At 61.9% G+C, this 22537-nt stretch carries 20 protein-coding genes and 1 pseudogene; 8 read left to right on the top strand and 13 right to left on the bottom strand.

Annotated features, from left to right (window positions below):
• Nucleotides 1-85: 85 nt before the first annotated feature.
• The 8 genes from A6B35_RS30660 to A6B35_RS30625 form a co-directional block, all read right to left on the bottom strand.
• Entirely contained in the window at nucleotides 86-1162 is a 1077-nt protein-coding gene (locus tag A6B35_RS30660; RefSeq protein WP_006205504.1) for an ABC transporter ATP-binding protein, read from the bottom strand.
• Nucleotides 1159-1959: an ABC transporter permease gene (locus tag A6B35_RS30655; protein ID WP_006205505.1), complete on the bottom strand. Its 801-nt coding sequence runs from the start codon at nucleotides 1957-1959 to the stop codon at nucleotides 1159-1161. Before A6B35_RS30655 ends, A6B35_RS30660 begins: the two co-directional genes overlap by 4 nt.
• 1 nt (nucleotide 1960) lies before the next feature.
• A complete protein-coding gene (locus A6B35_RS30650; RefSeq protein ID WP_006205506.1) occupies nucleotides 1961-2821 on the bottom strand; it encodes an ABC transporter permease in 861 nt (286 codons plus the stop codon).
• Between the two features lie 68 nt (nucleotides 2822-2889).
• Nucleotides 2890-3909 carry an ABC transporter substrate-binding protein gene (locus A6B35_RS30645; protein WP_006205507.1) on the bottom strand — a complete coding sequence of 340 codons (1020 nt, stop codon included), beginning with the start codon at nucleotides 3907-3909 and terminating at the stop codon, nucleotides 2890-2892.
• Nucleotides 3910-3991: 82 nt separating this feature from the next.
• Complete coding sequence (locus tag A6B35_RS30640) at nucleotides 3992-5470, bottom strand: aldehyde dehydrogenase (RefSeq protein WP_006205508.1); 1479 nt, start codon at nucleotides 5468-5470, stop codon at nucleotides 3992-3994.
• Nucleotides 5467-6525: an LLM class flavin-dependent oxidoreductase gene (locus tag A6B35_RS30635; protein WP_006205509.1), complete on the bottom strand. Its 1059-nt coding sequence runs from the start codon at nucleotides 6523-6525 to the stop codon at nucleotides 5467-5469. Before A6B35_RS30635 ends, A6B35_RS30640 begins: the two co-directional genes overlap by 4 nt.
• A 5-nt stretch (nucleotides 6526-6530) precedes the next feature.
• A complete protein-coding gene (locus tag A6B35_RS37260; RefSeq protein WP_006205510.1) occupies nucleotides 6531-8318 on the bottom strand; it encodes an alpha/beta fold hydrolase in 1788 nt (595 codons plus the stop codon).
• Entirely contained in the window at nucleotides 8311-8898 is a 588-nt protein-coding gene (locus A6B35_RS30625) for an amino acid synthesis family protein (protein ID WP_006205511.1), read from the bottom strand. The genes A6B35_RS37260 and A6B35_RS30625 overlap by 8 nt, the downstream gene beginning before the upstream one ends.
• Nucleotides 8899-9039: 141 nt before the next feature.
• Between A6B35_RS30625 and A6B35_RS30620 the strand changes: the two genes are divergently transcribed.
• Together A6B35_RS30620 and A6B35_RS35835 are read left to right on the top strand one after the other, a co-directional pair.
• Nucleotides 9040-9717 (top strand): GntR family transcriptional regulator, encoded by a 678-nt coding sequence (locus A6B35_RS30620; protein WP_006205512.1) that lies wholly within the window; start codon nucleotides 9040-9042, stop codon nucleotides 9715-9717.
• 352 nt (nucleotides 9718-10069) lie between these two features.
• On the top strand, nucleotides 10070-10588 hold the full coding sequence (locus A6B35_RS35835; protein ID WP_006205513.1) for a helix-turn-helix domain-containing protein: 519 nt from the start codon (nucleotides 10070-10072) through the stop codon (nucleotides 10586-10588).
• A gap of 16 nt (nucleotides 10589-10604) precedes the next feature.
• On the opposite strand, the gene A6B35_RS30610 is transcribed toward A6B35_RS35835, so the two are convergent.
• The 3 genes from A6B35_RS30610 to A6B35_RS30600 form a co-directional block, all read right to left on the bottom strand.
• Complete coding sequence (locus A6B35_RS30610) at nucleotides 10605-11531, bottom strand: 2-hydroxyacid dehydrogenase (protein WP_006205514.1); 927 nt, start codon at nucleotides 11529-11531, stop codon at nucleotides 10605-10607.
• 138 nt (nucleotides 11532-11669) lie between these two features.
• Entirely contained in the window at nucleotides 11670-12443 is a 774-nt protein-coding gene (locus tag A6B35_RS30605) for a class II aldolase/adducin family protein (protein ID WP_006205515.1), read from the bottom strand.
• A 26-nt stretch (nucleotides 12444-12469) separates the two neighbouring features.
• Nucleotides 12470-13378 (bottom strand): NAD(P)-dependent oxidoreductase, encoded by a 909-nt coding sequence (locus A6B35_RS30600; protein WP_006205516.1) that lies wholly within the window; start codon nucleotides 13376-13378, stop codon nucleotides 12470-12472.
• A gap of 183 nt (nucleotides 13379-13561) precedes the next feature.
• Here A6B35_RS30600 and A6B35_RS30595 point away from each other — a divergent pair, with 183 nt between their 5' ends.
• The 6 genes and pseudogenes from A6B35_RS30595 to A6B35_RS36330 form a co-directional block, all read left to right on the top strand.
• Nucleotides 13562-14407: a LysR family transcriptional regulator gene (locus A6B35_RS30595; protein ID WP_006205517.1), complete on the top strand. Its 846-nt coding sequence runs from the start codon at nucleotides 13562-13564 to the stop codon at nucleotides 14405-14407.
• A gap of 25 nt (nucleotides 14408-14432) precedes the next feature.
• A complete protein-coding gene (locus tag A6B35_RS30590) occupies nucleotides 14433-15518 on the top strand; it encodes a mandelate racemase/muconate lactonizing enzyme family protein (RefSeq protein ID WP_006205518.1) in 1086 nt (361 codons plus the stop codon).
• Nucleotides 15519-15674: 156 nt separating this feature from the next.
• Nucleotides 15675-16646, top strand: a complete 972-nt coding sequence (locus A6B35_RS30585) for an ABC transporter substrate-binding protein (protein ID WP_006205519.1) — start codon at nucleotides 15675-15677, stop codon at nucleotides 16644-16646.
• A gap of 173 nt (nucleotides 16647-16819) precedes the next feature.
• Entirely contained in the window at nucleotides 16820-17854 is a 1035-nt protein-coding gene (locus tag A6B35_RS30580) for an ABC transporter permease (protein WP_006205520.1), read from the top strand.
• Nucleotides 17851-18906 (top strand): quaternary amine ABC transporter ATP-binding protein, encoded by a 1056-nt coding sequence (locus A6B35_RS30575; protein ID WP_006205521.1) that lies wholly within the window; start codon nucleotides 17851-17853, stop codon nucleotides 18904-18906. The genes A6B35_RS30580 and A6B35_RS30575 overlap by 4 nt, the downstream gene beginning before the upstream one ends.
• Before the next feature lie 162 nt (nucleotides 18907-19068).
• Nucleotides 19069-19422: pseudogene (locus tag A6B35_RS36330) on the top strand (transposase); the annotation flags it as partial.
• A gap of 1081 nt (nucleotides 19423-20503) precedes the next feature.
• Here A6B35_RS36330 and A6B35_RS30565 read toward each other — a convergent pair.
• Nucleotides 20504-21670 carry a nucleotidyl transferase AbiEii/AbiGii toxin family protein gene (locus tag A6B35_RS30565; RefSeq protein ID WP_006205524.1) on the bottom strand — a complete coding sequence of 389 codons (1167 nt, stop codon included), beginning with the start codon at nucleotides 21668-21670 and terminating at the stop codon, nucleotides 20504-20506.
• Nucleotides 21651-22379, bottom strand: coding sequence for a DUF6088 family protein (locus A6B35_RS30560; RefSeq protein WP_006205525.1), 729 nt, complete (start codon nucleotides 22377-22379; stop codon nucleotides 21651-21653). The genes A6B35_RS30565 and A6B35_RS30560 overlap by 20 nt, the downstream gene beginning before the upstream one ends.
• Nucleotides 22380-22537: the final 158 nt, after the last annotated feature.

The following is a 22537-nucleotide window of genomic DNA, read 5'->3' as shown; positions in this document are numbered from 1 at the left end:
GACTCGATCCAAGCGTCCACGCCCATGTCATGGGCAATTTGAATCAGACACCTGCGGGGAATGTTCCTCAACTCGCTCGCAAAACTCAGGCGGGAAACAGAAACGCCGCCGCCGGGTCGAAAAACACCTGCCAGCTGCAGGGCGACACATCCTGCGACGGCATGGCGGCCGAGGTCGGCCTGATGTCGACCCCCTCGCCGGCGGCGGTGCGCGCGACGATGCGCCGCCGTTCGCCATAGAAGGCGACATCGACAATCTCGACGTTGAGCTCTGCGCTCGCCGGGCTCCGTTCCATGCCAAACGCCTCCGGCCGGATCATCAGCCTGGTTTTCTGGCCGTTGCCAAACGTGCCGTTGGCTCTGACGCCGGAGATGACAGAGCCGTCGGCCAGCCGGATCGTTGCCGTGCCGTCGGTGGTGTCGAGATGTTCGGCGGCAAGAAAATTCGAATTGCCGATGAAGCCGGCGACGAAATCGGTCGCCGGCCTCAGATAAAGGTCTTCGCCGCTGCCGGTCTGCTCAATGCGACCGTCCCGGAACAGGGCGATCCGGTCCGACAGATGCAGCGCTTCCTCCTGGTCGTGGGTGACGTAGAGGATGGTGACGCCGGTCTCGCGATGGATGCGGCGGATCTCGCCCTGGATTTCCTCGCGCAACTTCTTGTCGAGCGCCGACAGTGGTTCGTCCATCAAAAGGATCGGCGGATCGTAGGCCAGCGCCCTGGCCAGTGCGACGCGCTGCTGCTGGCCGCCCGACAGCGCGCCCGGCAAGCGCGTGGCGAAGCTTTCGAGCCGCACCAGCGCCAGCATGTCGGCGACCTTCTTCTTCACCTCGGCCTTCGGCCGGCGGCGAACCCGTAGCGGAAACGCGACGTTCTCGGCCACCGTCAGATGCGGAAACAGCGTGTAGCGCTGGAAGACCATGCCGATGTTGCGCTTGTGCGAGGGCACTGAAAGCAGTGACTTTCCTTGCAGCAGCACATCGCCGGAACTCGGGTCCTGGAAGCCGGCGATCGCGTAGAGCGTCGTCGATTTTCCCGAACCCGAAGGCCCGAGGAAGGTCAGGAACTCGCCCCTGGGTATCTCCAGGGTGACGTCATGTACGGCGGTGATTGTCCCGAACGCCTTGCGCAGATTGCGGATGGATAGGAAGGGCTGGGTCATGTGCGGACCTTTCGCTGCAGCAGCGCCGTCACCACCATCAGGGCAAGCGTCAGCCCGACGAGCAGACTGGAGGCGGCGGCGATCACCGGGCTCAAATCCGACCGCAAACTGCCCCATATCTTGACGGGCAAGGTCTGCAAGCTGGGGCTGGCCATGAAGATCGCCACCACGACTTCGTCCCACGAGGCGAGGAAGGAAAAGATCGCGGCGGAGAAGATGCCGATCCGGATCGACGGCAAGGTGATCCTGAGCCTGGCCTCGAGCGGGCTCGCGCCGCAGACGATTGCCGCGTCCTCGATCGACTTGTCGAAGCCTTCAAGTGCTGTGGCGATCGGGATGATGGCGAAGGGCAGCGCCAGTACGGTGTGGGCGATGACGAAGCCGATGGTGGTGCCGCCGAGACCAAGGCGAAGGAAGAAGGCATAGATGGCAATGGCGAACACGACGACGGGCAGCACCATCGGCGTCAGCAGCAGGCCACGCAGGATCTCGCGCCCGGCAAACTGTCCGCGGACCAGGGCAAAGGAGGCGAGCAGGCCGATCGCTACTGCCAGGATCGCCGTCATGGTGGCAATCCGGGCGCTGGTCAGCGCCGCATCGAGCCAGGCCGGATCGGCAAAAAGCTCCTGGTACCATTTGAGCGTCCAGCCGGGCGGCGGAAAGGCCAGCCAGCGGGACGAACCGAAGGAGAGCAGGACGATGAAGACGACAGGCAACAGAAGAAAGCCGGCGACCAGCGCGGTGAAGCCGAGCAGCGCAACCCGCAGCCAGCCCATGCGGTCATAGTCGAGCAGCATCTCAGAGGCCTCCGCTCATGCGCCTGGCGCCGACGAGACGCAACTGCAGCGCGTAGAGCGCCATGGTGACGACAAGCAGGATGAAGGCGGCGGCGCTGCCGAGCCCCCAGTTGAGCAGCGACTGGATCATCTGCGCGATCATTTCGGCAAGCATCATGTTCGATGTGCCGCCGAGCAGCGCCGGCGTGACGAAGTAACCGAGCGACATGACGAAGACCATCAGGCCGCCTGCGGCGACGCCGGGCAGCGACAGCGGCACAAGGATGCGGCGGAATGCCTGGAAAGGGCTTGCGCCGCACAGTGCCGCCGCGCGCAGCGTCATCGGATCGATCGCCCGCAACGTGCCGACCAGCGGCAGGATCATGAAGGGCAGCATGATGTAGACCATGCCGATGGTGACGCCGGTGAGATTGTTGATGAGCGGCAGCGGCTGGTCGATGACCCCTGCGGCAATCAGCGTCCGGTTGATGACGCCGGTGCGCTGCAGCAGCACCATCCAGGCATAGGTGCGGGTCAGGAGATTGGTCCACATCGACAGGATGATGACGCCGAAGACGACCGAGGCCAGCGCCGAGGGCATGATCGCCAGCATCCAGGCAACCGGAAAGGCGACGAGGACCGTGACGATCGTGACCACCGACGCGACCAGAAAGGTGTTGAAGAACACCCGCGCATAGGTGCCGTCGCCGAGCAGGGCCGCGTAGTTCTGCAGGCCGGGCTCGGGTTCCGTGACGCTGCGCAAAAGCAGGGCCAGGACCGGGACGACGAAAAACAGCACGATCAGGACCAGGGCCGGCAGCAGGCCATTGAAGCCTGCCGGCAGCCGCACCGTTCCAAGATTCCGACGTGTTTCGACCGACATGGCAGCGATCCGGGCTATGGGACGAGACGGCGCGGGCCATCTCGTCCCTTGCTGTTCAAGGGGCGGGCTTACTTCGCCTGCCAGGCATACCAGCGCGCCGCGATGGTGTCGCGATTGGCGGCCCAGTAGTTCATGTCGAGATTGATCTGCCCGTCGACATGGGCGTCCGGCAGCGATTTGACGGCATCGGCCGGCATCTCGGCCTTGGCCTTGGTGTTGATCGGCGCATAACCACTGGACTCGGCAAATTTCGCCTGGCCGGCGGGGCTGCTCGCCGCGGCGAGGAATTTCATCGCCGTGTCCTTGTTCTTGGCACCCTTCGGCACCACCAGGACGTCGGCGGCGGTCAGGTTCTGGTTCCAGGAGACGCCGACATCGGCGCCATCCTTCTCCAGCGCGAAGACACGGCCGTTCCACAACTGGCCGAACGTCGCTTCGCCGGACGCGATCAATTGCTGCGATTCCGCGCCGCCGCCCCACCAGACGATGTCCGACTTGATGGTGTCGAGCTTCTTGAAGGCGCGATCGAGATCGAGCGGATAGAGCTTGTCGGCGGGAACGCCATCGGCCAGCAAGGCGATCTCGATGACACCGGGCGCCGACCATTTGTAGAAGGTCCGCTTGCCGGGGAATTTCTTCAGGTCGAACATGTCGGCCCAGCCGGCCGGTTCACCCGAAACGGCACCCTTGTTCCAGGCGAGCACGAAGGAATAGTAGAAACTGCCGACGGCATGATCGGTGGTGAAGCGCGGATCGAGGTCGGCCTTCGGCACGGCAGTGAAGTCGATCGGCTCGAGCAGGCCGTCCTTGGCCGCCTTGATGGCGAAATCCATCTCGACGTCGACGACATCCCAGTTGACGCTGCCACTGTCGACCATCGCCTTCAGCTTGCCGTAGTCGGTCGGGCCGTCCTGCATGACCTTGATGCCGGAGGCGGCCGTGAACGGTTCGGCCCAGGATTTGGTCTGCGCTTCCTGGGTCGTCCCGCCCCAGCTGGTGAACACCATGTCCGCGGCCTTTGCGGCCGTCGTTGCCAGAAGTGTTGTTGCGAGCAGTCCGGCCAGGATGCCGGTGATGATCTGTTTCATGTCGTTCTCCTCTGTTTGTTTTCGTTGTTGGCTGTTCGCGATCGGCGTTTTCGCCTTGATCGCGAATCCCCGTCCGCGGCGGCTACCGCATGACAAAAGGATCGGGAAACGGGTCATCCGAGATGCGTATCCACACCGACTTCGAACGCGTGTAGTCGCGGATCGCATCGAGGCCACCTTCGCGGCCGAGGCCTGATTGGCCATAGCCGCCAAACGGAACCAGCGGCGAGACGGCGCGATAGGTGTTGATCCAGACCACGCCGGCATGGATGCCGCGCGCCATGCGATGGGCTTTCGCGAGATTGGTGGTGAACACGCCTGACGCCAGGCCGAACGGCGTGTCGTTGGCCAGCGCCAGGGCTTCGGCTTCCGCGTCGAAGGCGATCACTGAGAGCACGGGACCGAACAGCTCCTCGCGCACGCACGGCAAGCCGGTGTTGTCGTTGGCATCGATGATCGTCGGCGCGTAATAGAGGCCGCCGGCGTGACCGGCGGGCCTTTCGCCGCCGGTGACCAGCCGCCCACCCGCGGCAAGGCTTGCCGCAACGACCTTCTCAATCCATTCGCGCTGCCGCGACGTGGCCAGCGGCCCCATTTCGGTTGCCGGATCCCGCGGATCGCCGATCCGGATCGCCTCGGCCTTGTGCTTGAGCCGGGCGAGGAATTCGTCCTTCACCGAACGCTCGACCAGCAGGCGTGAGCCGGCGACGCAGCTCTGGCCGGTGGCGGCGAAGATGCCGGCGACGACCGCGTTGGCGGCGCTGTCCAGGTCGGCATCGGCAAACACCACGACCGGGCTTTTGCCGCCGAGCTCAAGCGTCGTGTAGGCGAGATTGTCAGCCGTGTTCCTGACGATCTGCCGGGCGGTTGCCGGACCACCGGTGAAGGCGACACGGGCGACGAGCGGGTGGCTGGTCAGGCGGTGGCCGCAATCGTGGCCGAAGCCGGCCAGGATGTTCACGGTCCCGGCGGGAAAACCGGCCTCATGGACGAGTTCGGCGAAGGCCAGCAGCGGGGCGGGGCCATCCTCGGACGCCTTGAGGACGACGGTGCAGCCGGCCGCCAGCGCCGGCCCGAGCTTGACGGCGGACAGGAAGAGTTGCGAATTCCATGGGACGACCGCCGCGACGACGCCGATCGGCTCGGGCCGGATCGTCACCTCCATGTCCGCCTTGTCTATCGGAACAAACGAGCCTTCGTGCTTGTCGGCCAGCCCGCCATAGTAACGGTAGTAGTCGCCGACATAGGCGATCTGGGCGCGGGTTTCTCGGATGATCTTGCCGGTGTCGCGCGTCTCGAGGTCCGCCAGCCGATCGGCATTGGCGACCACCAGATCGCCGAGCCGCACCAGAAGCTTGCCGCGCGCCGTTGCCGTCATCGCTGCCCACGGGCCGGAGCGCAGCGACCGGTGAGCGGCTTCGACGGCGCGGTCGACGTCATCAGACGATGCAGCGGGCATCGTCGCCCATGTCGCGCCCGTCGAGGGATCGATGCTGTCGAAAGTTGCGGTAGCCTCGGCGAAGCTTCCGTCTATGTAGTTCCTGAATTCGGCGATGCTCATCGCGATCCCGCTTTCGGCTCGCAGAAGGCCGGCATCACCCTGTCGATGAAGAGCTGCAGCGACTTCTTCTTGCGCTGGTGGGAAAGGCCGCTGTCGATCCAGATCGAATACTGGTCGTAGCCGAGCGCTTCATATGCCTTCAGCCTGGCGATCACCTCATCGGCTTCGCCGATGACGAGGTTCTGCCTGATCTTGTCCGGCGCATATTGCGGCATGGCCGCGATCTCGGCATCGGTCAGCGTTTCCAATATGCCCTGGCGCACTGGCTTCTTGTTCTGGAACCAGGCGCCGAACTGGCAGTAGAACTGCGACAGATCCTGCGCGAGGCGGTCGGCATCGGCTGCGTCCTCGGCGACGAATGTGTGCATCAGGAGCATGATTTCGGGCCGTGCCACGTCGGGGTGGGCACCACAAGCGGTGTTGAAGCGCTCCATCAGGCTGGCCACTTCGCCATCGCCCGAGGCCAGCGGCGTCACCTGGACGTTGCAAGCGTTGGAAACCGCGAAGTCGTGCGAGTTGGGGTCGCGCGCCGCCACCCAGATCGGCGGGTAAGGCTTTTGCAGCGGCTTGGGCGACGAGGTGGTCGAAGGAAACGACCAGAATTCGCCGGCGAGCTCGAAATCGCCGTCCCACAGGCCGCGGATCGCCGGCACCATCTCGCGCATGCGCTGGCCGGCGCCCCAGGCCTCGATGCCCGGAAAAAGCCGCTGGTATTCGTAAGCGTAGGCGCCGCGCGCAATGCCGATGTCGAGACGGCCGCCGGTGATGACGTCGGCCATCGCCGCTTCGCCGGCAAGCTTGATCGGATGCCAGAACGGCGCGACGATGGTTCCGGTGCCGAGCCGGATCCGCCTGGTCTTGGCGGCGAGCCAGGCGATGTTGATGAACGGGTTGGGCGAGATGGTGAATTCCATCCCGTGATGCTCACCGATCCAGGCCGTTTCGAACCCTGCCTCCTCAGCCTGCACAACCAGTTCTTCCAGCTCGCCGACAAGCTCGGAATGCGGCTTTGCCAGGTCCGAGCGCTCCATGTGGACGAAAAGCGAAAATTTCATCAGCTTCACCCGCGACCGGAAAGAAGAACTGGCGAGGGCTTGGCGAGCGGCCGGACTTCACCTTCGACCTCGTTGCCGACATAGACGCCGAACGCATCTTGTGTGCGTTCACGGGCATAGCGGGCAAGCATCGAGCGTACCGCCGGGTCGGCGATCTTGAGATCGGCGATCTGCTCGATGTCGACGAGCCGTACACGGCGATCGTCGGAACAGGGGCCATCGACCGTTCCACGATAGTAGACATGCGTGTGCGAGGGGTCGCCGGCATCGTCCCACACCGCGAACAGGAAGCCGAGCTGGGCGTCGATGGCCCTGGCGGCAAGGCGCCCTTTGAGGCTGCGCGCATCTTTCGGCGTTCCCAGTCCGCGCCCGGCCGGCAATTCATGAAACCCATCGGCCGTCTCGAAGAACAGCACACGGCCCTCGTTCTCGAGAATGGCGCCGACTTCCGTATCGGGGGGGACTGCCGCCAGTGCTTCCTGGCTGAGGCCGGGCGTCACATAGGTGCCTCTGCAATAACCGAGAGGCTGGGCTCCGTTGTGGCTGAAATCGCGGACGCGGCCGATGAGGATCGAATGATCGCCGGCATCGACCAGCTGCTGCATGGCGCAATCGAACATCGCAACCGAACCGTCGATCAGGGGATTGCCGGTCTGGCCCGGCTGCCAGGCCACGGATGCGAACTTGTCCGCGGCCTTGGAGGCAAAGATGCCGGAGTGAGCCTTCTGGCTCTCCGACAGGATGTTGATGGCGAAGCCTTTCGATGTCGAGAAGGCGCTGTGCCCCAGCGCCTTCTTGGCGATGCAGACAAGCACCATCGGCGGTTCGAGCGAGACCGAGGTGAAGGAGTTGGCGGTGAAGCCGCGCGGTTCGCCTTCAGCCCCGATCGTGGTGACGATGGTGACGCCGGTCAGGAAGGAGCCGAGCGCGCGCCGGAATTCGCCGCTGTCGAACACGGCATCGGTCTGCGGCTTCTCGACTTCCCCAGCGTCGAGAAAGGCACTGATGTGTTGCGTCACCTTTTCAGGTGAAGCTATTGCCATCATGTGTCTTTCTCCGCTGAGCACCAGGCATTGGCCGTACGGCGCAAGCCGCGCCATGGCTGCAGACATGGCCGGCGTCGAATTGCTGTCCTGCGACCCGGTCATGAACAAGGCTGGTGCGGCGAGCCCGGCCAGCGCGTCGGCATGGTCGGCATCGGCACGGGCAAAGAGGCGATAGGTGCGTGCGTAGCCTTGCGCGTCGACGCCTTCAAGGGCGGCGCGCGCCGTGGCGGCCGCGCCGGCAAGGCTCTCCGGCAGGGGATCGCCGAACCAGCGGGCAAGCGTTGCCGCGACGGCCGAAGCATCGCCATGCGCGCCGAGCGCGGCCGCGCGTTCGCGCACGGCCCGCGCCAAGGCCGGGGGGCGGCGGAAGACCGCGTTGAGGCAGACGATGGAGTGGACGCGCGAGGGCGCGCGAAGAGCGATTTCAAGGGCGACCAGCGCGCCCATCGAATGGCCGACAATCGATACCGAAGTGAGACCGAGATGGTCGAGCAGCCGCACCGCCTGATCGGCGAAATCCGACAGGGAGGCATTTTCCGGTGGCAGAGGTGAAACGCCGTGGCCGAGCATGTCGATGGCGATCAGGTCGTGGCGGTCTTTCATTGACGCGATCTGAGCCTGCCAGATCGTCGCGTTCATGCCGACGCCGTGAATGAGCAGAACCGGCGCGCCGGACCCGGCGCGGATGAAGCCGGTGCCGTCCGGAGCCGTGTTGCGGACCCATGCGGAGGCGGCGGTGTCAGCCATGCAGATCTCCGACCTCCTTGAGGTCCTGATAGCGGTCGCCGATGCGGTGGTGCGGGCGGCCGCCGATCGAAGCGCCAAGCGCCACCACCAGTTCGTCGGGCGCGGGCGCGTCGCCGATCTGGAAATGCACGGTCAGATAGTGGGAGCGGCGGCCCTCGTCGTTCTTGTCCATCAGCGGGATCATGATCGGCGTGTTCGGTCCGCCGCGCAGGTTGGTGAAGGCGAGATAGGTCTTGGCTCCGACCGCGCGACGGTAGTGGTTGCCGAAGTGCAGCGTATGGATCAGCGCCGATGCGTGCTCGATCTCGCCCGAAGTCCCGCAGATCGCAGCCTTGCCATAGCCCTCTATCGCGTCGCCCGAGCCGGCGACGGCGATGATCTCGCGGGTGAGCAATTCGCCGAGGACGGGAGCAAAGGCGCGGATCTCCGGCGACAGGTCTTCGGTGAAACCTCGGCCGGCCCAGGGGTTCGTCAACACCGCGGCAACGCCGATCAGGCGCAACGGTTTCGGCGCCGCCTTGCCGCCCTCGATAAGCGTGTTCTCGATGTAGGTGACGGTCTTTCGAATGGCCGGCTTCATGGAAATCCTCGGTCGCGACGGCACTATGTGGGCACCGTCATCATTCTATCATCTTATGGTATACCATGCTATGGAGCGCCAAGGACCTTGTCAATTGGCTTTGGAATCTGTTTTGTGGCGGCGCAAGGGAAGGCGAGAAAAATGTCAGACGATACGCTGCGGATCGACCGCTCCGCCAAGACGTTGAGGACGCTGGCGCTGGAGCGCATGCGCGAGGCGATCATGGGCTTCCATTTCCAGCCCGGCGAAAGGCTGGTCGAGCGGCCGCTTTGCGATCAGCTCGGGGTGAGCCGTTCCGTCGTGCGCGAGGTTCTGCGGCAGCTGGAGGCGGAAGGCCTGGTGCAGATGATACCGGGCCATGGGCCTGCCGTGGCCAAGCCGGATCTCGGCCGTACCGACGAAATCTATGAATTGCGGGCGCTGCTGGAGGGCATCGCGGCGCGGACCTGCGCACTATCGGCCACCGACGCGCAGATCGCTTCGCTCGATGCCGCCTTGACGAACCTGCTTGACGCGTGGGCGTCACGCGCGCCGGTCGAGGTGATGCGGGCCACGACCAAGTTCTACGAAGCGCTGTTCGAAGCGGCCGACAAGCGCATTGCCTGGGAAATCGTGACGGGTCTGAATGTCCGCATCAACCAGCTCCGCTCGATGACCATCGCGTCGGAGAACCGGCGCGAGCCGGCGATCGCCGAGATGACCGAAATCATGGATGCCATCCGCTCGCGCAAACCGGACGAGGCGGCGGCGGCAGCCCGGCGGCATGTCGAATCCGCCTGGCAGATCGCACGTAACACGCTGCGCCTTGGTCCCCCTTAGCGACAGCCGCAGTCTTTACAGCGCTCTACCCCGTAACTGGCCAGCGCGGCATCCTATTGTCCATCCTGGCCTTGCCATAGGGGCTCGGTATCGTGTCGGGCGTGTAGATTAGGCGGCCTTGTGCTGGGGTAACCTCCGCGAATCGCGCCAAGCTACGGCAGGCGACGCATATCGAGCGGCGGACCTGTGTGGTTTCGCCTGGCCGGCGCCTTTACCCCAACCCCTACGCCGAACGGCGCCGGCTCATGTATCTGTCACTGGCATGCCGCAATCCTCTTCACCGCCAGCCAGTAGCGTGATTGGGCGTAAAATCATAATACAAGGATCGTCTAATCTACACGGGGATCGATAAATGACTAGCGAATTTGGCCGTCGCAATGCTGAGCTGGCGGAAATAACAGTCGATATTGTGACGTCTGACCGCAAGTGCGCCGTCCATTGGGAGGCATTGCCGGCCTTCAAGGAGCGCTTCATGCGCGTCGAGGCGGCGGCGACCGTCTATGAGGTCGATAACGATATCTGGGCCTGTGCCGGCGGCACGGCCGCCTTCGATATGTTGGTTGAGCTTGTAAAACGTCACTGCGGTGAGCCTGTCGCAGTCAATGTTGGGGAGCTTGCCGTAGCTGGGCGTGTCCGAACTGGCGATGAACGTCAGCGGCTCCTGCTTGCCCAGTCAGCGATGCCGGTCCTTGAAATTGCCGTGTCGTGCGGTTTCGTATCCGCCTCCCACTTTTCGAGGTGTTTCGGCGAGGCGCATCAGATAGCGCCTCATGAAGCCCGGAGTTTGCCGGCAGGAGGTTTCTCGGCGTGTCAACGCCAAAACCGACCATCGGTGACACCCCCCTCAGGCTCCTCTCGAACGCTTGCGTAGCGTCATGCTGGTAGCGTCAATAGCCGGCTGCCCGGTCGAACAACGGAAAGACATCAAGCCCGCGCTCAAGACGGCGCACATTGTTCGCGATTACAGCTGCAGCACTCGCCGCAAATGTTGCGCCAGACATATGAGGCGTTACGAACACGTGGGGGTGGGACCAGAAGCGATGTTCAGCAGGAAGCGGTTCTTGGGCGAATGCGTCCAAAGCAGCACCGGCGAGATGACCGCTGTCGAGAACATTCAACAGGGACTCGTCATGTACGACCGCGCCGCGGCTGATGTTAATCAAGAACGCGCCCGGGGGCATTGCGGAGAAGATTTTGCCGTCCAGGAAGTGCCGCGTCTTGGGGGAAAGGGGGAGGGCATTGATAATGACGTCGTTGCGGCTCAAGAACTCGGGAAGGGAACCTGCTCCAGAATAGCACGCGATTCCTTCGATGTGTCGCATGGTGCGGTCCCAACCGCTCACCGCGTAGCCGAAATCGCGGATGCGGCTGGCGACCTCCGTGCCGATGCGGCCCAGACCGAATATCCCAACGCGAAACTCACTCGTAGGAACGATCTGTTTGCGGTGCCAGATCCGGTCCTTCTGCTGGGAACGGTAGTCCGCGTAGCGCCGGTGGAAGGTGAGCACCCAGTAGAGGGCATGGGCGGCCATGTCGCGCGCGACGGCTGGGTCGGCCAGCAGGATCACGGGAACATCGGGCAAGCTTGTATCTGCCACGAAATGCTCGGCACCGGCCCCGAGCGAGAAGATTGCCTTGAGATTCGGATAGCGGTTAAGGTCACCCGCGGGGTGGTTCCAAACCATCGCATAGACGACCTCATTGGGATCAATCGGTTCACCGAACACTTTGACAGGCAATTCAGGAAGCTGGCGGCTGATTTCTCTTCGCCAGCTTTCATTGTCGTAACCATGGTTGTTCAACAAGATAGTCATGGGTTCGGCTGCCACAGTTGGAGGAGAATCGGGTCGCACGGAAAGGACGGCTGGCCGTTGGACCTCCGTGCAAACTTCTGCAGACGAATGGACGCTGGAAATCCCGGCTACCGTCGGCCGAGGCTTCCAGCTGTCAGGTTAGTATCGATACGAAGAATCGACGCGATCGCACTGGCGCAACAGCGCTGGCCATTCATATTTGCCGAGCGGGAAATCGTCGTACTGACGATGCGCCAGCCGCCAGATGTCTTCGCGGCTCTTATCGAGCTTAAGGCCGGTGGAATAGGCATCGATCAATACCCGGCACGCGCGGACTGTGTAATACAGGTTCATGAAAGCTTCGCCCGCGTTGGCGCCTACCGCGAGAAACCCGTGGTTCTTCATGATCAGGCATTTCTTGCCTTCAATGTTTTTGGCGAGACGGTCCCGCTCCTCAAGGGTTAGCGACAGGCCTTCCCAATCGTGGTAACCGATGTCGCCCCACAGCATCGAGCCGTCCTGTGTCAGGAATTCCAGGCCATCCTGTAGTGCTGTGATGGCCAAGCCTGCGGGCGCGTGGCTGTGGAAGACCACTTTCATGTCGTGATGGGTGTTGTGGATCGCTGAATGGATGACGAAACCCGCAGTATTGACGTCCGGCGGGCCGTACAGAACCTTGCCCTGTTCGTCGACCTTGATCAGGTTCGACGCCGTGACCTCGTTATAAAGTAGGCCGAAGCGGTTTAGGAGGAACTGGTGATCGGTACCCGGAACCCGCATCGTGATGTGGTTCCAGATCAGATCGTCGTAGCCGTATATGTTGGCGAGGCGATAGAGGGCCGCAAGGTCGACGCGCGCTTCCCATTCTTCCTTGGAAATGTTGGCATGGCCACCCTGGACGCTGAAGTCCTCTGCTTTCAACTCGTATGCCATTGGTATTCCTTTCGCTAATCACGTTGTCAGGCGGAACGGAGAAATGTGCCGTTTTGCTCTTCGAGGAGCTTTACGGCCATCAGGTGGTTTTGATCGAAACCGTATTTGTCGACAGCTTTTTTGTAGACGGCCTCGACCTGCTCGCACATCGGCAGCGTAGCGCCGACAGATCCCGCGAGCTCCAGGGTCAGGGCCATGTCTTTGTGTGCAAGCCCGAGCGCGAAGCCCGGGTCATAGCTGCCGTCCAGGATGGCGGGGCCGTATCGATTAGCGACGTAGCTCGCCCCGGTGCTGCCCTGGATGATCCCCAACATGGTATCGGCGGGAACGCCACCCTTTACCCCGAGCATGAGCGCTTCGCTGAGGGCCACGGAGTTGAGGTAGCAAAGCACAACCTGCGCAATCTTGGCGACGTACCCGGCCCCATGAGGTCCGAGGTGCATGACCCGGTTGCCGATCTTGTCCAGGACCGGCTTGCAGCGGCCAAAGACTTGGGCGTCGCCACCGACCATGATCATCAGCGTCCCGGCGCCGGCGCCTTCAATCCCGCCGGAGACCGGAGCATCAAGGAAATCGATCCCGCGAACCTCGGCGGCCGCGCGGATGCGGCGCTCGCATTCAAGGTTGTTCGTTGAGAGGTCGATCCACAACGCACCTTTTGGCAATGCCGCAACAATGCCTTTCTCGCCGAGCGCCACAGCCTCGATGATCTTGGGGTTCGGCAGGGAGGTGAACACGATATCGGCACCGGAGGCGGCGTCCGCCGCTGTCGTGGCCGTGGTCATCGCCTGGTTGCCGGCTGTGACTCCTGTCGATCGGACGGCATCGACCTTGTTGGAATCGAGGTCGAAAAGCGCGAGCTCGTAACCGGCACGCGCCAGGTTGCCTGCCATAGGCCCGCCCATATTGCCCAATCCGATAAATGCAATCCGCATAAATGTCTCCGTTCAGGGGCAGCCGGCGCTTCGACATCCGAAGAGCCCGCTCAATTGGCATGTCTCCAGCTCGCACTGTCATCACTGGATCCCGCATTCCACTCTTTCTCACCCGCATTGACGTGGCAAACGAATATAATTATCGAGTCATATCGAAGACTTCGATTTAAGGACGACTTTGCGTTGAACATTGAGCACATTCGGGCATTCTTGGAGGTTGGTAGCACGGGCAGCTTCCAACACGCCGCCGACCAGTTGAACGTCACGCAGTCGACCATCAGCGCACGGATCAAGGCGCTTGAACGCCGGCTGAACCGCCAGCTGTTTCACCGCAAGCGCAATGGAGTGGCTCTGACGACGGGCGGGCATCAGTTCCACTCCAGCGCCATCAACATCGTCCGGGCCTGGGAGCGCGGCCAGCAAGTCGCAACCCTGCCGGAGGGCCTGAATGCCTTCGTCACGCTGGGAGTCGAGGACAATCATTGGCCCCGCGTGGTGCCCGGCTGGCTGGAACGTATGGCCAAGGCCCTGCCGGATGGAGTCGCGAGCGCCATCGCCGAGCGCTCGGATACGCTTATGGAGAAACTCCGAGCCGGACTGCTCGACATTGCCGTGCTTTATGATCCGCGCCATTGCGCGGAGGCACGCATCGAACCGCTCATCAGCGAAGAACTCATGATGGTTTCGACAATACCGCGCGCGGTGGAGAGCGGGGTTGTTCCTGGCTACGTCTTCGTGGATTGGGGGGAAACGTTCCGGGCACAGCACAGCATGCATTTTCCCGGCGTCTTCAGCCACAAACTCACGATCCGCAGCGCCGCGGTGGCCATGGATCACATTCTGGCCAGCGGTGGTTCGGGCTATTTCCTGGCCGGGTCCGTGGCACCGCACGTCAAGTCCGGCCGCCTGCATGTGGTCGAGGGGGCGCCGCGCTTTCAACGAACAGTTTTCGTAGCCGTTCGTATTGACGTCATTGCGCCGGAATATATGGAAACCGCTGTGAAGGCATTGCGCGAGGCGATCGCCTGAACCTCAACCTGCACAAAGAAATCCCATGAAAATCACCGCATTAAAGACCCGGCTGACGGACGTGCCTTTTGCCAAGCCGATTACCACAGCCATTCACAACATGCGTTCGGTCGGCTGCCTGCTTGTCTATCTGGAAACCGATGTCGGGCTCATGGGCCAGAGTTATATCTTCACGTTGAATGCCGTCCGGCTCAAAGCCTTCGACGAGATGGTCCGCGGCTTTTCGCATCGCATTGTGGGCCAGGACCCCCACTATGTGACGGCGATCAATTCAGCCATCTGGTCTGAAATCAATCCAACTGGCTATGCCGGCGTCACGATCTCGGCGCTTTCCGCGCTCGACACGGCCTGTTGGGATCTGGTCGGCAAAAGCGCGGACCGGCCACTGCATCACCTTTTCGGGGCTTGCCGAGATCGGATCCGCACATACGCCAGCGGCGGCCTCTGGCTTTCCCAGAGCATCGACGAACTGGTTGATGAGGCGGCGACCTTTCTTAACCAGGGGTTCCGGGCGATGAAGGTGCGCGTCGGTAATAAAGACCCGCGAAAGGATCTCGAGCGCGTCAAGGCAGTCCGAGAGACAGTCGGACCCTCCATCGAAATCCTGACGGACGCCAACCAGGCGCTCACCCCAAAGCAGGCGATCCGTCTTGGCAGGATGCTTGAGGAGCTCGACATCGGCTGGCTCGAGGAGCCGGTATCTGTCCATGACCTCGTGGGCCAGGCCGAAGTTCGTAATGCGCTCGACATGGCGATTGCTTCGGGTGAGACGGAGTGGACACGTTTCGGCATCCGCAACACGATCGAGGCCCGCGCCGCCGATGTGCTGATGCCGGACCTCCAGAGGATTGGTGGGCTTACCGAAATGCGTCGGGTGGCGGCTTTGGCGGAAGCGTACTGCCTGCCCATTTCCACCCATATTTTCACCGAACACAGCCTGTGCATCGCCGGATCTGCCCCCAATTGCATCTCCGTGGAACACATGCCGTGGTATGCCCCGCTTTTCCGTGAAGAGATGGAGATCGTGGATGGCGACATCCTCATACCCACCCGTCCGGGCACTGGTTTTACCTTTGATGAGGCTGCTGTGACGCGCCTGGCCATCGACTAACGAACCGCCCGAACATCGAAAACGTCGATGTCAGGGTCGAATTATATTCGTTAGTTAAATGTTTGGTATTCCTATAATTCCTAACGTGGGGAACCGTCCCGGCAGATCCGACTGCCGGGGACATCGCCTGGAATGGAATACCAACAGGAGAAAATAATGCTCTCACACACCCTTAAACTCACCGCCGCAGCCTTTATCGCTACCATCGCCGCGACCGCGGCCGAAGCCAAATGCGGTGACGTCACCATCACTGAGATGAACTGGGCCTCGGGCTCGATCGTGACCGCCGTCTCCAAGTTCCTGATGGAACAGGGCTACGGCTGCAAGGTCACGGTTGTTCCTTCGGCTACTGCTACTGCGGTGACATCGGTTGCAGAGACCGGCCGTCCCGACATCGTCACCGAACTCTGGCTTAACGGCGCGCCAGCTTATCCAGCACTGGTGGCCGCCGGCAAAGTTAAGACGTTGGGCCATGTCCTGACCCCCGGCGGCATTGATGCATGGTGGGTCCCACAATACCTCGTTGACGAACATCCGGAACTTGCGAAGATCGACGGCATTCTGGCCCATCCCGACTGGGTCGGCGGCAAATTTCATAATTGCCCAGAAGGCTGGGGTTGCAAGATCACGAACGACCATTTGGCTGAGGCTTTCGATCTGAAAGGCCACGGCATTGAAGTTTTTAATCACGGCTCCGGAGAGACCCTGGCAGCGGCGATCGCCGCTGCCAACGAGAACAAGCAGCCTTGGTTCGGTTACTACTGGGGTCCAACATCCGTTCTCGGCAAGTACAAGATGGTCAAGGTCGACATTGGCCCGTATGTCCCCGAGATCCACGCCTGCAACGCGGTGGAAACGTGCAAGACACCCGGTAAGTCGGCTTATCCGCCGGCAGAGGTGGTGACGGCAGCGACAACGGATTTCGAGAAGCGCGAGCCCGATATTGCAGCGCTTATGTCCAAGGTGACCTTCACAAATGAACAGATGAGCGAGACACTGGCCTGGCAGGATAGCAAGAAGGCTTCGGCCGACGAATCGGCGGTCCACTTCCTGACCACCTACAAGACGGTGTGGGCGGACTGGCTCAGCCCCGAGGCCAAGGAAAAGCTCGCGGCAGTCTTGAAGTGAGATCCGCCATCTCGGTCACCGGGCCCACCACCCAAGGGATGTATCGGCCTGGTGGTTGACTTGGCAAAATGCTTGGCGGCACCTCAAGCACGTCGACAAGCCCCTCCCGGTCAATTCCGGCGGCCGCGCCCTGAAGGGCGTGGCTGCCGGATTGCGGCGATTTAAGGCTAGACATGGCAGCTTACGAAAGAGCTTTTGACACGCTGGGACTGCGGTCCTGGTGCGACGCCGGCGCCATCAGCGGTCCGATGTCGATGGACGATCTACTTGCAAAGGCCGGCGCAGCGGGGACCGACCAAACCGAATCTTTCCCGTTTCCATCCCTGGACGTCCTTCATAAGGCCTGCGGCGCCATCCCACGCACCCGCGACATGACGGCCGGGTTGGAACGTCTGTTCCTGGACGTGAAAGACCCCGCCAAAGTCGTTCTGGACCCGGTTACGCAGCCATTGAGTTGGGCGTTGCGCAACGCCATCGACCTGATGCAGTCACTTCCGTGGTGGGCCGCGATCCTGATCCTGGTCGCCATCGCTCATTGCGCCGGACGTCGCATTGGGGTGACGATCTTTGTACTGGTGGCGTTCCTGGGCTTGGCGTTCATCGACCATTTTGGTTACGCCATGCAGACCCTCGCGATCATCATGGTCTGCACATTTATCTGTGTCTTGTTCGGGGTGCCGATCGGCATCGCGATGTCACGCAGCAACCGGTTGGAGCGCTGGCTGACTCCTTTTCTCGACCTGCTGCAGACGCTGCCGACCTTCGTCTACCTTATTCCGCTGATCTTCCTGTTCAGCGTCACGGAGCCCAAACTCTACGGCATCGCGATCATTCTCTATGCGATCGTGCCGTCGATCAGGCTAACGAACCTCGGCATACGGCTGGTCGACAAGGACGTTCTCGAGGCGGGGGAGGCGTTTGGCATGACATCTTGGCAAAAGCTCTATCGCGTCCAGCTGCCCCTCGCGCTGCCAAACATCATGGCCGGCATCAACCAGACAATCATGTTGTCGCTATCTATGGTCGTGATCGCTTCGCTGGTCTCCGCACCCGGCCTTGGAACCCTTGTCCTTCGCGGCATTAACAAACTCGAACTCGGCGTCGGCTTAGTCGCGGGCCTCGGCATCGTGCTCCTGGCCATTGTTCTCGACCGAGTCAGCCGGGCAGCCCTCCAGCGCGTCAACAAGATGCATCAGTCGCGGACATGAGCATGACCGAGAGCTTCGTATCCATCCGCAACCTGTACAAGATCTTTGGCAATAACGCGCCGGCCATGGTGTCTTACGCGAAGGCGGGGATGCACAAGAAGGACATGCTGCAGGCCTATGGCCATGTGCTTGGGCTGCGCGACATCAATGTGGAGATCAAGAAAGGCGAGATCACGGTGATCATGGGCCTTTCGGGCTCCGGAAAATCGACCCTTATTCGACACCTCAACCGCCTCGTCGACCCCACGGCGGGGGAGATCATAGTCAACGGGACGGACATCATGAAACTCGATCGGGCGAGGCTCCAGCAGCTACGCCGGACCCAGATGTCCATGGTTTTTCAAAAGTTTGCGCTGCTGCCGCATGAAACGGTCCTCCGAAACGCCGGCATGCCATGCTCTGTGCGCGGGGACGGGCGGGCCAAAACCGATCAGACGGCCCGCAAATGGCTCAGCAGAGTCGGCCTCGCGGGCTCGGAGGCGCTGTATCCTCACCAACTGTCGGGAGGTATGCAGCAGCGCGTCGGCCTTGCGCGGGCGCTAACTTCGAACTCCGAGCTCATGCTCATGGATGAAGCCTATTCGGCGCTTGACCCGCTTATCCGCTCAAGCATGCAGGAGCTCCTCCTGGAATTACAGAAGGATCTCCAGAAGACCGTCGTCTTCATCACCCATGACCTAGATGAGGCCCTCAAGCTCGCCGACCATCTGGTGATCCTGAAGGACGGCGAAATCGTGCAGCAAGGGGAACCACAATACATCCTCCTCAACCCGGCCGACCCTTACATCGAAGACTTCGTCAGCGATATCAACCGCGCCCGGGTGCTTCGCGTCCGATCAGTAATGGAAAAGACTATCGCCGAGGATGATGGCTACGAAGTTCTCGACGGGGACGAAACCCTGGAGCGGGCGATCCTGCGATCCCACGGTGCCGCCGACAAGTCATTTGCGGTGCACTCGGACGGGACTCGGGTGGGCACTCTCAAGATGACTGACGTTTTGAAGGCGCTCGTACCCACGGCGGCGACAGGACGGAACCACACCAACGTTTAGGTCAGGACCACGACGATGGGTTTCCCTTGGCGCTCTTCAACTGAATGGACCTCGCTGTTGCCGAACAACTGCCGTAGGCCATGGCTGCGAGGATTTTTGCAAAGGGTTTTCAGGCGTCCCAGAAAGTGAACCCATGAGTCCTCTGAAATGACAGCTTACGGGGCCTTGGCCTACGGCTCTATAGTTGTGAATCTCGAGCGTCGATCTGTCGTCGATATTCTGGAAGACCGGAGTGTCAACACGCGGCGAGCTGGTTGCGAAAGTACCCTTCAATCGAAATCGTAAGCCGTGACCGTTGTGGCCTCGACGCGCAGGCGGCCCGAGAGGTTGCTCCACACGCGATCCAGGTCGCGCCGACCGGTTCCATCTCGTACAGACTCTGCGGCTGGCGACCGAAGAGCAGATTAACCCGTCGGGACGCAAAACGGCAGGTCCATTCTGTCCGAAAAAGAAAACCTCCTTGCCGCAGCGCATCGACGTCATGCGCACTTGGCGCATCGACAATCCCGAGACGAAAGGAAATTTCGCCGACTGATCGGCCATCTGCGAGGCGCCGGCCTGATTGCCTCCCACCCCGGATGACTGGGCGGCCTGCCTTGTCCTGAGTCACGATCGATCCGCGCAAGACGTTGCGGTGACCCTTCTCCGTAATCCGGAAACTGAAGGACACGCTGTCGCCCTTGTAGACCCACTGGCGCGCGCCGCGCAAAGAAGGAGTACTTTTGGCCGTCTATGATCATGGTGTGGACGTGCAGCGCCGAGGTGTTCCCGCCTTGTGATGGCGGCCGGGAATACTCCTGCAGGAAAGTGAGGTATTCCGCCGGCTGAGCCCTCTCTACACGCTGTATGTCGCCTCCGGCCTCATCGATCTCGAAGCGCACTTGGGACGATTTTCGAGTCCGGTTTGTTCGCTACAAGTGCGACGGCGTGTTTGGAGACCGCAAGCTCCTCCACCAGTGCGCGGACGGCCGGATCGCCGTGCAGGGTACCTGAGGTGAGGCGATCACGAACCATGGCGCGCTGCTCCTCGTCGAGCCATGCTATGGCAACGGAGGCCACCACGTCCACAATGGCGAGGCGGTCGCCGTACGGAAGCCAGATGCGCGGCCACTGATCGGCGTCCCAGAGCTGGTCGTGCTCACCGAATACACGCGGCCGTCCTGGGTCACGGCGTATGCATCATCAAGCCCGGGGATAGCGCGGCGCGGGCGTAGCTTCCGGTCCTTGGGCAAATGCAGCCCGTCGATAGTCATCATCTGGATCTTGTGGTCGGCGCACTCGCTCATGGGCCTAGTCCTGGCTCGGCAATTGATTTGAAAAGGCTGGCCTTTCGTCAGCGGCACGCCTGTCTGACCTGCGGGCCTCCTCAGCGGATGCAACAATCTGATGACGCAGTAGAGCAATGTCCCCGAGTATCTCCGATCCTCTCATTCATGCGGTGAATGTGCTCTCGCAATCGACGCAGCGAAGCCCGGAAGTCTTCGTCAACGCCGCCCCTAGTGCTGCCTCGTCAGAACCAGCCGGAAGAGCGGCCAAGACAGTTTCGACTGACCTGCGGTTGGCAGCCCGGCGGGAGCATTCTTTGAAACCTCCGCCATCAGACGATCCTATCAGTTCGTACCCTTTTGGTCTTTTCCCATCTCTGCGGCGCCGCCGCCCCTGGCGCGGTGGCCGGGGCCGCATTGAGATGGTGCGCGAGCGCTTCGATGCTCGCCATGACATTGGCGAAGGCTGGCAGCGTGCCGAAGATCATCGCCGACATGCGTTGGTAGTCTGCGGCGAGCTTGGCGCGCATGTCGGCAGTCGGGACAAGGCGATAGCTGCCTGGGACTGCACGATCGTATCGGTGATCCGGCGCGCGAAACATCAGCTGCTTGTGCTGCCGGCAGGCTTCGGCGAGATCGAGCATTGACGCCGTGGCCGCTCCATAGTCAGGGTGCGTCCAGATCTGATGGACGTCGTAGTAGTGGCGCGAATACCGATTGAGATCCGGCACCGGGCGTTCGGGCTTCGCTTCCGTGCTTCGCTTCTCGGTCATTTCGGTCATTGCGTGCAGGATCAGCACCTTCTCCCAGAAGGTCCGTTCCGGCTTCACCGTCATTATGCCGCGGACCGTAAGGTCTAAGCTCACCGGCATTTCCGAAGCGATGTAGGGCACGATCTCGCGAGGTTCGGCCGGCTCGGGATCGGGACGAGCACCGCCTTCGATGCGGACGACCGCCTGGACATATCCGTCACCGGAATCGAACACGCTCTTGTAGCCGACTACGAGAATATCGAGCGCATCCCTGTTTCGATAAACATCGAAGCCGAATGCGAGCGAGAAATGTCCCGTTTGCCCGGCCGCTTCTTCGACGGCTGCGATCTCCTTCGCCAGCAGGTCCCTGAGCGGACCGGAGATGTATTGCCGTGCGGCCTCGTCGACCTTCTCCGCCAACGCACGCTGCTGCTGGTTCACCGAGGAGAGGGCGGCGATGTCGGCCTCCAGGGGGACGTGCAGATCGGCCTTGTAGATTCCGATGTCGATGTCCTCGGAGAACCGACGAATGAGCCCATATGCCTTGCTGAGACTGGTGCCGCCCTTGAAATAGAGACCAACCGGATCGTTCGGGCGGCGGTTGAACAGGAAGTCGAGCACCCAGCAGACATAGAGGTCCTTCTCGATGTTTTCCGCACGTGTCTCCAGATGGGCGGCCACCGTCGAAAAGAGCGCCCGGCGGTCGTCCACGCTCGAGCGAAGGATTTCAATGAACGTCTGTTGCATGCTCCTCCTTCCCGCGGTTGGAGGCCTGCTCGTTTTCCCCGAGCTTGCCGGCGATCGTCTCGACCAGCGGATACATCCATGCGGGGACGGCATGAATGTTGTCGCGCAGGTCCTGCACGACCTTCTGCCGGCTCGGATCGCGCGAGATATGCCGGACGATGCCGTTCACGGCCGCGTCAAGACTCGATCGCTCGTCACGAAACCACGTCAGCGCCTGGATCACGCGCATGGCCGGACGCCCTGCCCAGAACGCCGTCTTGGCTGATATGCGCTTGAAGTCGAGCTTGTAGATGACCGGCTGCGTAGCGTTCGGATCGCCGGTGTTCGCCTCGATCTCAATCGTCCGCGGATAGGTGTCGGCGTAGATCGTCGAACGGGCCGGGACGGCCGTGGTCAAGCCGAGGTCATTTGCCGCCGTCATGCCGTCGACCAGAACCCGCAGCTTGTCGCGCCGCGCAATCGCGTCGATGAAAGAGGCGCGCGGGGGGAACACCATCTTGCCGGTCAGCTTGCTGATGCCCGGCTTGTCGTAGAGTCCGCGACAAGGTCGGCGAATGTCCTCCCGGCGGGTCAGTCTCTGCAGCGCTTTCTCGACTGCGTATGGCGTTCCGATGTCGAGAAAGTCGGCGCGCGACCACACGCCCGCGGGCGCGGCCTTGGCAATTCGGTCGTGGATGCGGTCAAGGGTGTCGGAAGTAGGATCTGGCATCGAGCCACCGTTCTGTCCGAAGATTATATATAAAAATTGGTCAGTAGCAATCGGAAGCTCACTGCTGACCAAAAATTATATCTAAACATTGGTCAGTGATCCGTGCAAAGAATGGACCGAGGCCGTGTGCCCGCCTGGCTGAAGCTCACGGGCCGTTC

The organism is Mesorhizobium amorphae CCNWGS0123 (assembly GCF_001686985.1).
In the GTDB taxonomy this organism is placed as follows: Bacteria; Pseudomonadota; Alphaproteobacteria; order Rhizobiales; family Rhizobiaceae; genus Mesorhizobium; species Mesorhizobium amorphae.
This window is presented reverse-complemented; position numbering and strand designations above follow the sequence as displayed.